The sequence below is a fragment of the Clostridioides sp. ES-S-0054-01 genome (genome assembly GCA_021561035.1).
Lineage (GTDB): Bacteria > Bacillota > Clostridia > Peptostreptococcales > Peptostreptococcaceae > Clostridioides.
Map to the genome: position 1 here is coordinate 2,558,607 of CP067346.1, position 12,216 is coordinate 2,570,822.

Genomic DNA, 12,216 nt, shown 5'->3' on the forward strand with positions numbered 1-12,216 from the left:
AAGTGTGCGTAGCTATTTTTTAATCAAAATTTAATACTTATACTTCTAAATTTAATATTTATTAAGTCAAATTTATTTAATTAAATGCTTTTCTCAATTCCTCAACTATTACATCAAATTCATCATCAAATATAGTTCTTACATCTAGTACATATTTATTATCATACACTCTAGCTATTATATGTGCTTCACCAAGTCTTAGTTTCTTTTCTAAAGATGAAACATTCATATGTTCAGGAGTTATTGTTATTACCTTTGTGCTTATAGTTTCAAGAGGCATAGACCCTCCTCCCACTTGAGAAAATCCATCTTCTATATTTATATTGGCATTTAAGTTCAAAGCAGTTATTTTTTCAAATAGTTTATTTGCTTTTACTTCTAATTCTTCAATTTTATACGTCAACATTTTTAAAGTAGGTATATTTTCTATAGCCTTTGTCTCATCCAAATACATTCTCAATGTTGCTTCAAGAGCGCATATTGTGAGTTTGTCGACTCTAAGTGCTCTAGTAAGTTGATTTTTCTTCATTTTTTCTATATACTCTTTTTTCCCAACTATAATACCAGCTTGTGGACCTCCAAGCATCTTATCTCCACTAAAAGTTACTACATCTGCACCTTGTCGTATAGAATCTAATACAGTTGGTTCATACGATAGACCATATTTTGATAAATCTATAAATACCCCACTTCCTAGGTCTTCTATTACAGGCAATTTATATTTTTTACCTAAATTAACTAGTTCTTCTATAGAAACACTCTCTGTGAATCCCATAATTCTATAGTTACTTGTATGCACTTTCATCAATACATTTGTATCTTCCGTAATGGCCTCTTTGTAATCTTTTAAATGCGTTTTATTGGTTGAACCAACTTCAACTAATTCTGCACCACTAAGAGACATTATACTTGGAATTCTAAATGAGCCACCTACTTCAACTAATTCTCCACGAGATACAATTGCTTCTCCTCCTTTAGCCATTGTGCTAAGTACAAGAAGCACTGCTGCTGCATTATTATTTACAACTAATACATCTTCCGCACCAGTAAGTCTTTTTATTGTACTAGTTAAATGGGAGTATCTTGAACCTCTTTCTCCATTCTCCAAATCGTATTCTAAATTTGAATACCTTGAAGCAGCACACCATAATTCATCTTTTATATCTTCACTAAGCAAAGACCTCCCCAAATTTGTATGAATAACTGTACCAGTTGCATTTATAACCTTTTTTAAGGATAATGAGTAATTTAATTTAACTCTCTCTATCGTAGATTCTATTATTTCATCAAATTCTATTGTTACAGAATTTGATACTTCTTCTTTTAATCTTAATATAAATTGTCTTTTAAAATCTATTATTTCTCTTACAGATTCTAAAACTAAGCTTCTAGGATATTCATCTATTATTGCTACAATTCTATTATCATTTAACACTTCATCAACTGAAGGTAACATTGCAAACAACTCTCTTTTGCTCAAAACAATCACTCTTTCTCTATAATATTTTATAAAACTGTAATATATTTTTCCCCTTTTGGAACTACAGAACCTATAATTTTTGCTTCTATTGCTCCATTTAATTTCATATCTTTTACAAGTTCCTCTGCAAGTTCTTCTTTTACTGAAATTAATAACCCTCCTGATGTTTGTGGGTCGTATAAAATATCTTGAACTGCAACTTCCACATCTCCTACAACTTCTACATCTTTAGATACATAATTCATATTTTTATACATACCAGCAGGTATAATTCCCATTTGTGCCATCTCTATTGCGCCTTCAATAATTGGTACATGTTTTGATTCAATTTCAATACTTACTTCAGAAGCTTTAGCCATTTCTAAAGTATGACCAAGTAAACCAAAACCAGTTATATCTGTAACTGAATTTACATCAAACTTATCAAAGCTCATTGCTGCATATTTATTTAAATGTATCATTATTTCTATTACTTTATCTGCTATATGTTGTTCTACCATACCTTCTTTCATGGCAGTATTTAATACACCTACTCCAATTGGTTTTGTTATAATTAATTTATCACCAGTCTTTGCAGTAGCATTTGACAAAACTTTATTTGGACTTACAATCCCAGAAACTGAAAGACCATATTTAGGCTCTTTATCATCTACAGTATGTCCTCCAACTAAAAGTGCTCCGCTTTCTTTCACTTTATCAAACCCACCTTTTAATATTTCTGCAAGCACATCCATATTATGACATGATGGAAAACAAACAATATTCATTGCAACCAAAGGTTTGCCTCCCATAGCATATACATCTGATAGTGAATTTGATGCAGCAATTTGTCCAAATACATATGGGTCATCTACCATTGGTGTAAAGAAGTCTAATGTTTGAATAAGTGCCATATCATCATTTAATTTATAAACTGCAGCATCATCTGCTGTATCTAGTCCTACTAATAAATTTTCTATATTATCATTTTTAGGCAATTGAGATAAAACTGATGCCAGAACCTCTGGCCCTATTTTAGCGGCTCAACCACCTGCTGTTGTCATCTCTGTAAGTTTTTTTTGTTCTTTTTTCATAAAAGTGCCTCCTTTACTAAATTTCCACATATACACACATATTTATAATACCATATCTATAAGTAAGTTTTGTATTATATTTTAGTCTACACAAATTAAATCTTTTATATTTTCATATTTTTTATCTCCAATACCATTTACATTTTTTATCTCCTCAATTGAATTAAACTGTCCATTTTCTTCTCTGTGTTGTAAAATTTTATTGGCTGTAGCTTCTCCAACCCCAGGTAGAGAATCCAATTCTTCTATCGTTGCTACATTTATATTTACTTTTGATTCATTAGATATATTTTTATTATCTTTATTTTTAGACTCACTTCTTGACTCGTTTTTTTGATTTAATTTATTGGAATCATCATTGCTTGTCACAGATGTTGCTTCACCTATTTTAGGTATTATGTAATGTTGTTCGTCTTCTAACCTCACTGATAAATTGACTCCATTTAAATCAGCTTCTTTTGTTGTTCCTCCCAGTAATTCTACGGCATCATAAAGTCTCTTATCTGACTCTATAGTTACAATCCCTGGTCTATTTACTGCTCCACTTATGTATATAGTTATTTTATTATTTTGAAAATTTTTATCTATGTCTTTAACTACTTTATTTTGACTATTATCTTCATTTTTAATTTCTTTCTCTACAGCATGTGTTTTTTCATTAGGTGAATTTTTTTTACTTACGACATAAATATCATCTTTAAAAATATGTGATTTATAAATGATTACTGATGATATTATTAAAATAAATAAAACAAAAAACGAAATAAATTTTACCTTTTTTTTCATATATTAATCACTCCTTTCTTTTAATTATTGACAAATATGTGCTATACTAAAAGATGAATTTAAAATTTGGAGGCTCACAATGAAAAGAAATTTATCACTTTTATTAATCTGTTTATTGATATTTACTTCATTTTTAGGAAGCTCTAATATCTCTTTTGCAGATGATGAACCAGCTATAGTTGCTAAACATGCAGTTTTAATGGACTATGAATCTGGCAAAATACTATATAATAAAGATGGAAATTCTAAGCTTTATCCAGCTTCAACAACTAAAGCATGGACAGCTTGCCTAGTTCTAAAGGAGGTTAAAGATTTAAATCAAGTAATAGAAATTAAAAACTTACCTCAAATAGATGGTTCTAGTATGTATCTAAAAGAAGGAGAATCTTTTACTGTAAAGCAGTTACTAAATGCTCTTTTAGTTCATTCCGCTAATGATGCTGCCTTTGTATTAGCTAGATATGTTGGTGGTGGAGATGTACAAAAATTTATTGACCTTATGAACTCTGAAGCAAAGAAAATTGGAGCTAATAATACTCATTTTAATAATCCTCATGGATTACCAGACCCAAATCACTACACAACAGCTCATGATATGGCTCTTATAGCTAGAGAAGCTATGAATAATAATACTTTTAGACAAATTGTAAAAACTAAGTCACTTAAATTTGAAGCTACAAAAGCATATCCCTATGAGAGATACTTTATAAACACTAATAAGTTTTTAACATCACATGATAAGATTACATATAAAGGTCAACCTATAAATATAAAATATGATATAGTTGATGGTATAAAAACTGGATATACTGATGCTGCTGGTAAGTGTCTTTTATCTAGTGCTGTAAAAGATGGAAGAAGGGTTATCGCTGCTGTATTTAATTCAACTAATGCTGATTTATATTTAGACTCACGTATTTTGATTGATTATGGATTTGATAACTTTAAGTGTGCTACTATTGTTGATAAAGAAAAATATACTGATACTAAAAAAGTATTATTTACAAAACAACATGAATTGATTTATGGACCAAAAAATAGTTATAAAATATTCTTAGAAAAAAATGAATCTCAAGGAAACTATGATACTAAAACAGAGCTAAATAAAATTGATTTACCTATAAAAAAAGGCGCTAAGATTGGTACTTTAAATATATATAATGATGGTAAACTAGAAAATAGTATAGATTTGATTGCAAAAAATAATCTTGATAGCAGTCTTCCATTTTTAACTGGAAATAACACTTTAACGACTTTTGTTAAGATTGTTGCAGGTATTTTAATCCTTTTAATTTTATTTATAATAGCTTCAAATATTAAGAAGAAAAGTAGAAAAAAGGTTAGAAGTAAAAGAAATATGAAAAAGTAGCAATTATAATAAAAACTTTATAATATACTCATTCTTATAAATTTAGAGGTGTCTTAAAATGAACTTTTTAGTTCATGAGGCACTCTTTTTTATATGAAATCAAATATATCTTCATCATTTCAGCAATGAAAAAGAAGCTTATCTCTATTTTGAGACAGCCCCTTTAATTTTATGTTTATGTATTTTTTATACTTATATATTTTTTTGTTTATCCTTAAGCTTACATTTTGAACAGTTTCCTAGACATTCATCGACCATGTCTAGACATTCATTAAATGCTACCTTACTACTATTTTTATGTCTTACGATTAATATATCTTGTTTTTTAGCTTGAGACTCAACCGTTCTAGACATCTTATGTGAAACTGTTGATGTAAGTATAACAACTGCATCTGGTCTTCCTATAGAATTATTTAATTTAGATGACATAGTAGTGTACACCTTTGTCTTATAACCTTTTTTCTTGGCCATAACCATATAATCTTTTTCCATTCTTTCATGACCACCAATCACTAATAAGTTCATTAGATTTCCTCCCATTTATTTGATATTGATTTTCATTATTATTTATATCATATATAATAGTATCTAAAAATAATTTTGTCAATACTTATTGATATTAATTATCATTTTAATAATAATTTTTTTATTTATATATATTTTAAACATTACTCCTTTTAAATTTCTTGCTTTTATATAATAAATTTTTACACAAAAAATAAATCCCAAATTCAAAACAACCTGGGATTCTTATATAATAATTGTATGCACTAATCCGCTATCTACAGCATTTTGAGCGTTTTTCATTATAGCAGTTCCAGAAGATATTCTTTCTGAACAAAACCTCTGCCAACGTAGCAACATTTGCATCATTATTTAAGTAACTATCTTGAGTTCATCGCTTAAATACTTTCCAATATTAAAGTTTTCAAATGGAAGGTTTAGTGTCTATATATCCATTAAAAGGGTCTACAATTGTTATCAGTTGAGCATCAGCATCACTTATTCCAGCATATAAAGTTGCCGTTTTATCATTGTGCCTTACTAATCCTCCACTAAATACCACATCAACTAAGTCTGGTCTTTTTGAAGGTCCTTCTAAAAAATCTTTTCTAGTTGCTATTAATTGTATATCAGTAGTTTCATTAGTTACTGGGTTTAATATGAATACCATTGGATAATAATGTCTACCCCCATTGTTATCAAAGCAAGCAATATGTCCTAACACTCCAATTCTTCCATCTTTTAATAAATGTGCTTCATTCGCTCCACCCCACTCTAAATCAGTAAATTGATTTTCTAGTAACGGTGCATCTTCTATAACATCTACAGTCAAATCTTCTATTTTATTAACTATTGTAAATCCTATTTTACCTCTACCACCTTTGTTTCCTTGTGGTCTAGTCAAAACTCCTATTTTTTTATCCTTTAACTCGACGAGTCTTAAATCTTTCATTCCATCAGGACCCTTGAAACATTCTTCTAAAGAGTTTATATCTTTACCTTTATAAAATACGGTTCTCCATCCTAATGAGTTTTCTATAGTTGGATGTTGGAATATTTCCACTCCACCTAATATCAATTCTCCATTTATAAAAGTAAAAAATGGGTCTTGTAAAGTAAATTTTTTAGTATTTTCTCTTTGTATCCATTTTCCATTTCTTTTAACAAAAAAGTGAATTTCTGAATGTTCACTATCTCTAGACTCTACTCTTCCTGCTATTACTAATTCATTTTCATCCATAAAGGGTGCACTTATATTATATACATCTTTTTCACCAACATTTTCGAATTCTATTTTTTCTTTGCCATAGAATTTTATATCTTTTGCATTATATTCATTTAATAATTGTTCGATTGTTTTTAAAGTAGACATATCTTACCTCTTAATTATTAGTTTATTATTTTTTATAATTTACTCATATATATTGAGAAATCATATGGTTTTAATATATTGTTTTCTGATGTGTTTAAAAGTTCTATTTTATCTATTTTGAGAGTATAGTCCTCCTTGCTAAAGTTAATTACAACGTCTACAACTATATCATTATATTTTCTTTTAAAGCTTAATACACCGTTTTCTAACTTCAAATCCTCATAATCCCCATATAATAGTGCTGTTGTATTACATCTTATTTTTATTAATTCTTTGTATAAGTTTAATAAACTCTTATTGTCCTTTATAGCTTTTTCAACTGTTGTTTTATCTTTCTTGTCCTCTATATTAATCCAAGATTTGGTTTTACTAAAACCATAATTGCTATCACTATTCCACTGCATAGGGCTTCTGGACTTATCTCTAGAGCTTTTATTTGCTGATTTTAACGCTTCATACTCTGACTTACCTTTTGCTATTTCTAATTTATATTTAGTTATTCCTTGTATATCATTCATTTTATTAATATCATAACAAACCAAGTCTTCCATACCTATTTCTTCACCAAAATAAATAAATGGAACACCTTTAGTTGTCAAAAGTAAAGCTGCTATAGCTTTTTCAATACCATTACAATTCCCCTTCGGATTAAATCTTGTTATACTTCTTCCCATATCATGACTATTAAAAAATATTGTAGGTATCTGATTTTCATCATATTCTTCATTCATACATCGTATTTCTTTATATACTTTCTCTATTGAAAATTCATCTATACTACCTAGGTTAAAGTTAAACACAACATCTAATAAATTTTCACTACAATATGGTTTTAATTCATTAAAATATTCTGTACCTACTTCTCCCACAAGAAAAGCATCTTCCTTAATGTTTCTAACATCTTTTACTAATCTCTTTATTATGTCTAATACACCATCTTGATCCTTATCATATTTATGTATTTGTTCACCATTTTCATCAAACGGATTATCAACCTTTAAATCATCTTGTATTGTTAAGAAATTTATAACATCAAACCTAAATCCATCAACTCCAAAGTTTAGCCAGTACTTCAATACATCTTTCATAGCTTCATAAACCTTTGGATTTGACCAATTCAAGTCTACTTGCTCTTTTGCAAATGCATGATAATAATACTCTTTTGTATTTTCATCATATTCCCATGCTTCTCCACCAAAAAAAGATTCCCAATTATTTGGAATACACTTTCTCCAAATATAAAAATCTCTCTTCTTACTATCTATCGATGATTTTGACTCTTTAAACCAAGGGTGTTCATTAGATGTGTGATTAAGAACTATGTCTATTATGACTTTTATATCTAAGTTATGAGCCCTGTTTAAAAATTCCTTAAAATCTTCTAAGGTTCCATAATCTTTATCTACATTATAATAATCCAATATATCATATCCATTATCGACTTTAGGAGATGGATAAAATGGTGTCAGCCAAATCCCCTTTATTCCTAAATCTTTTAAATAATCTAGTTTTGATGTTATTCCTTTGAAATCTCCTATACCATCACCATTTCCATCCTTAAAACTAGGCATATATATCTCATAAAATACAGATTCTCTCCACCATTTATTTTGCATATATTCTCCTTCCAAATTTCATTTTAACAGCTAGCTCGTTCTATCACATCGACACCCATAACTAAATTTTCGGTCATCTCTTTTTTATTGTTTAATCTCCAAAGTAATCGTTTAACAGCTTTTATTCCCATAAGTTCTTTATTTACTCTTACTGTAGTTAATTTTGGAACTAATAGTGAATTCATAGCTATATCATCAAATCCGACTACTGCGATATCTTTTGGAACGTTATATCCTAAATCTGTCAATGAAGTAATTAACATAATAGCTGCATTATCATTAGAGCATACAAATGCATCTGGTAATGCACTTACATTTTTTATAATTTCTTGAATTTTTTTATGTTCTCCATTTAATATATACTCTTCTATATCGCTTAAAATTGAATATTTATGTATAGTTTCTTTTACATTAATTTCTGTAGGTGCAAATTTTTTAATAGCCTCTTTATATCCAAAATATCTTTCCTTAACACTCAAAGAGTATTCTAAGTCTCCAAAAAATCCTATTTTTTCATATCCTTTATCAAAAAGTAATTTCGTTATTTTAAAACTACCCATTTTATTATCAGTCAGTATGCTATCAGTATTATAAAGTAATGATGTATGGTCAACTAATACTACTGGAATATTGTATTGTTTTAGTTTGAATAAGTAATCATCATCTATAGTTCCTATTACTACTACCCCACAGACCTTCTTTGTTTCTACACAACTAGGAATATTTTTTGAATCATCTTTTATACAGGTTATAATATCATAGTTGTTTTTACTAGCTTCATCACTTATTCCTTTCATTACCTTAGAATAAAAAGTATTATCTTCAAAGTAAATTTTTTTAATAATTACGCATATATTTTTTTGTGCATATGATTTTACAAATTTAGGAGATTTCTCTAAATATCCTAGTTCTTCCGCTACATTTAATACCATTTTTCTGGTCTCTTCGCTCACACCCACCTTGTTGTTTAAAGCTAAAGATACTGCATTTATAGATATATCTAGTTTATTTGATATATCCTTCATTGTTACTCTTCTCATAAATTAACGCTCCAAATTCTATATAATTTAAGACATTGGTCAACAAATTAACCAACAAACTTAGATTTCATTAAACCTCTAACATTGCAAATATTTCTTCAATCTTTATATCCGCTCTACAAACCTTATCATCTGCTGCACCATAATATATCTTTACAATTCCATCTTCAAATATACATCCACATGTAAATACTACGTTTGCAAAGAATCCTTCCCTTTCATAATCTGCATCAGGCTCTAATATAGGCTTATTTGTCTTCGCTAATATTTTACATGGTTCATTTTTATCAAGTAGAAATGCTCCTAAACAATATCTATTATTCTTATCTGCCGCATGGTAAATTTTAACCCATCCTTTTTCTGTTAAAAATGGCACTGCTCCACCACCAACTCTTCCATTTTCCCAAGAGTCTTCATTTGTTACACCATAAAAGTATCTTTGCTTACCCCAGTGCATTAAATCTGGAGATTCTGCTATCCACATGTCAGGACCCCCTATTGCACAAGGCACAGGTCTATTGTATGCTATATATTTTCCATTTATTTTTTCAGGGAAAATAGTTACATCTTTATTTTCAGGTGCAAATATTATACCATGTCTTTCATAACTAATAAAATCTTTAGTAGATACTAATGACGTTGCTGCTCCATTTCTTGTTACTGATGTATAGTTTATGTAGTAAATTCCATCTATTTCAGTTATTCTTGGATCTTCAATTCCCCACTCTTCTTCTGACGCTATTGGTTTTATAAATGGCTCATCATCTATTATAAAGTTTTCTCCATCTTTTGACCTTGCTACTCTAATGTGTGATAATGATGTTAAGTACGCTATTTTTTTAGCTCCTCTATTATCTATTGTCCATAAAGAACGTGAGTCTGAATAGTCATATTGTGTATCTACATCTTTATTAAAAGATATTACTTCTATAACATCTTCTCCATCCTTATTAACTACTATAGGAATTTTTACTTCCTTATTTGAATCAACTTTAACTGATTCTGCTATTCTACAAAGTAATATATACTCATTGTTGTATTTACAAACCCCACAATTAAACACACCATCCACTTTAAAATCTTCCCTACTTGGTCTTACATCACTTGGTTTTATTAATGGATTATTTTTACTTCTTATTACATTTATATTATTCATTACTTTTCCCCCTACTATTTAAGCATAAAGTTTATCCCTTCTTTAAAGTGTTTAGAGAAACACAAAAACATAATTATTATCGGTAATGTTAATATTACTGAAGCTGCATACATTGGACCTGGTAAATTTCCCATTGGTTTAAATTGAGTAGATATTAAAACATTTAATGTTTGCATATCTACCTTTGGTGAAATTAACATATCCCACATAAGTTCTCCCCATCTACTCATGAATGTAGATAAGAATACTATTGTTGTAACTGATTTTGTTACAGGAAATGCAATGCTACCTAGTATTCTTAATTCTGAAGCACCGTCTATTCTAGCTGCTTCAAATACATCATTTGGCAAAGATTTAAAATAATTTATGTACATGAATATTCCCCAAATAGATACTGACAAAGGTATTATCATTCCTATATAAGTATTTGTTAATGGTTTTGTTAGCATGTATCTTGGCACTAATAGTATTATTACTGGGAAGAACATTTGAAATAAAAGTGTGTTCATTATAAATTTTTCACCTTTAAATCTTTTCATTTTAGATATAGAATATCCAACAAGTAATCCTACTACTACTGACATTATTGCCGTAGGCAAAGAGACTATAAATGAATTAACTAATGCTTTTATCCACATACTTACAGTTGCTCCACCAGCTCCACCTAGCAAGTATTTATAACTACTTAAATCAAAACTAGTTGGTATTATAACTTTATCAACTTGATTCCATGAAGCAAATGATTGAATTATCATATAGTAATATGGGAATAAAGACATCGCTAATATTATCAAAGTTGCTATTATAACTAAAATCTTATTTACTTTCTTTTTATTACTCATATTTTTAACCTCCCCTTATTTTTATGCTCCATACTTAGCATTAATTTTATCCATAACTACATTTAATATCTTAATAGTTATAAATATATGAACCGCATTGGCTATTGCTATAGCAGCACCATATCCTGATTGGAAATTAGTGAATGATGTATTGTATATTTCTAGTTGCCAAGTTGTAGTTGCTAAGTTAGGACCACCTCCAGTTAATAAATATGGCTCAGTAAATATCCCAAACGCTAAACCTGATGCTAAAACTAAAACTGTTGTTAAAGTAGGTAGTATCATTGGTAATATTACACATGTAAACTTTTTAAATCCATAAACTCCATCTATTTTACATGCATCATGTACATCGTCTGGTATAGATTCTAATGCTGACAATATAAATAGTGCATAATAACCCGACATTTTCCAAACAATTATTCCTATAATTATGGCAAAAGCCCATCCAGAATCTCTAAACCAATCGATATTAATTCCATTATCCCTCAAAAATATACTTAAAGCGGAATTGTAACTAAAGAAATATCTTACCACTACTGATACTGCTACCCCTGAAGTTAAATACGGTATAAAAAATAATACTGCTGTAAAACCCTTTATCTTATCTGGTAAGTTATAAACTAATAATGCAATAATCATTGCAACAATAAATGATAATACAACAATTGGTACTAAATATTTAAATGAATTAAAAAAAACTGCCTTTATTTTTGAATCACTAAACAATCTAATAAAATTATCTATTCCTACAAAGTTTTTATTGATAGACATTAAATTCCAATCTGTAGCTGATAACCAAATAGCCCATCCTAGTGGGATTAAGAAATATATTAAAGAGTAAACCAAGTAAGGTATATTGAAAAGCCACCCCAGAACTCCACCTTTATTACTTAAACCTTGTATTTTTTCTTTCATCCATCATCCCTCCTTTATGATAAAGCGAAAATAAAGTATTTTATTTTCGCTTTACCTTTT

At 28.8% G+C, this 12,216-nt stretch carries 11 protein-coding genes; 1 reads left to right on the forward strand and 10 read right to left on the reverse strand.

Annotated elements, in window-relative coordinates; all coding sequences use genetic code 11:
* Positions 1-76 precede the first annotated feature (76 nt).
* The 3 genes from JJC02_12085 to JJC02_12095 form a co-directional block, all read right to left on the reverse strand.
* A complete protein-coding gene (locus tag JJC02_12085) occupies positions 77-1,489 on the reverse strand; it encodes an L-seryl-tRNA(Sec) selenium transferase (protein UDN53642.1) in 1,413 nt (470 codons plus the stop codon).
* A 17-nt stretch (positions 1,490-1,506) separates the two neighbouring features.
* Positions 1,507-2,553: a selenide, water dikinase SelD gene (selD, locus tag JJC02_12090; protein ID UDN53643.1), complete on the reverse strand. Its 1,047-nt coding sequence runs from the start codon at positions 2,551-2,553 to the stop codon at positions 1,507-1,509.
* A gap of 81 nt (positions 2,554-2,634) precedes the next feature.
* On the reverse strand, positions 2,635-3,339 hold the full coding sequence (locus JJC02_12095; protein ID UDN53644.1) for a helix-hairpin-helix domain-containing protein: 705 nt from the start codon (positions 3,337-3,339) through the stop codon (positions 2,635-2,637).
* A gap of 79 nt (positions 3,340-3,418) precedes the next feature.
* Here JJC02_12095 and JJC02_12100 point away from each other — a divergent pair, with 79 nt between their 5' ends.
* On the forward strand, positions 3,419-4,708 hold the full coding sequence (locus JJC02_12100; GenBank protein UDN53645.1) for a D-alanyl-D-alanine carboxypeptidase: 1,290 nt from the start codon (positions 3,419-3,421) through the stop codon (positions 4,706-4,708).
* 192 nt (positions 4,709-4,900) lie between these two features.
* On the opposite strand, the gene JJC02_12105 is transcribed toward JJC02_12100, so the two are convergent.
* The 7 genes from JJC02_12105 to JJC02_12135 form a co-directional block, all read right to left on the reverse strand.
* Positions 4,901-5,233: a DUF2325 domain-containing protein gene (locus JJC02_12105; GenBank protein UDN53646.1), complete on the reverse strand. Its 333-nt coding sequence runs from the start codon at positions 5,231-5,233 to the stop codon at positions 4,901-4,903.
* Positions 5,234-5,636: 403 nt separating this feature from the next.
* The gene (locus JJC02_12110; GenBank protein UDN53647.1) at positions 5,637-6,584 is read right to left on the reverse strand and encodes a DUF1861 family protein; all 948 of its coding nucleotides are present in this window, start codon (positions 6,582-6,584) and stop codon (positions 5,637-5,639) included.
* A gap of 32 nt (positions 6,585-6,616) precedes the next feature.
* Positions 6,617-8,200, reverse strand: a complete 1,584-nt coding sequence (locus JJC02_12115; protein UDN53648.1) for an alpha-glucosidase — start codon at positions 8,198-8,200, stop codon at positions 6,617-6,619.
* 23 nt (positions 8,201-8,223) lie between these two features.
* A complete protein-coding gene (locus JJC02_12120; protein UDN53649.1) occupies positions 8,224-9,240 on the reverse strand; it encodes a LacI family DNA-binding transcriptional regulator in 1,017 nt (338 codons plus the stop codon).
* Positions 9,241-9,310: 70 nt separating this feature from the next.
* Positions 9,311-10,396, reverse strand: coding sequence for a glycoside hydrolase family 130 protein (locus JJC02_12125; GenBank protein UDN53650.1), 1,086 nt, complete (start codon positions 10,394-10,396; stop codon positions 9,311-9,313).
* A 14-nt stretch (positions 10,397-10,410) separates the two neighbouring features.
* The gene (locus JJC02_12130; protein UDN53651.1) at positions 10,411-11,238 is read right to left on the reverse strand and encodes a carbohydrate ABC transporter permease; all 828 of its coding nucleotides are present in this window, start codon (positions 11,236-11,238) and stop codon (positions 10,411-10,413) included.
* Positions 11,239-11,259: 21 nt separating this feature from the next.
* A complete protein-coding gene (locus tag JJC02_12135; GenBank protein ID UDN53652.1) occupies positions 11,260-12,156 on the reverse strand; it encodes a sugar ABC transporter permease in 897 nt (298 codons plus the stop codon).
* Positions 12,157-12,216: the final 60 nt, after the last annotated feature.

What these genes read in the sequence shown, in the direction of transcription:
- JJC02_12095 (UDN53644.1), bottom strand. Translation starts at nt 3,339, where the DNA reads ATGAAAAAAAAGGTAAAATTTATTTCGTTTTTTGTTTTATTTATTTTA.
- JJC02_12100 (UDN53645.1), top strand. Translation starts at nt 3,419, where the DNA reads ATGAAAAGAAATTTATCACTTTTATTAATCTGTTTATTGATATTTACT.
- JJC02_12105 (UDN53646.1), bottom strand. Translation starts at nt 5,233, where the DNA reads ATGAACTTATTAGTGATTGGTGGTCATGAAAGAATGGAAAAAGATTAT.
- JJC02_12110 (UDN53647.1), bottom strand. Translation starts at nt 6,584, where the DNA reads ATGTCTACTTTAAAAACAATCGAACAATTATTAAATGAATATAATGCA.
- JJC02_12115 (UDN53648.1), bottom strand. Translation starts at nt 8,200, where the DNA reads ATGCAAAATAAATGGTGGAGAGAATCTGTATTTTATGAGATATATATG.
- JJC02_12120 (UDN53649.1), bottom strand. Translation starts at nt 9,240, where the DNA reads ATGAGAAGAGTAACAATGAAGGATATATCAAATAAACTAGATATATCT.
- JJC02_12125 (UDN53650.1), bottom strand. Translation starts at nt 10,396, where the DNA reads ATGAATAATATAAATGTAATAAGAAGTAAAAATAATCCATTAATAAAA.
- JJC02_12130 (UDN53651.1), bottom strand. Translation starts at nt 11,238, where the DNA reads ATGAGTAATAAAAAGAAAGTAAATAAGATTTTAGTTATAATAGCAACT.
- JJC02_12135 (UDN53652.1), bottom strand. Translation starts at nt 12,156, where the DNA reads ATGAAAGAAAAAATACAAGGTTTAAGTAATAAAGGTGGAGTTCTGGGG.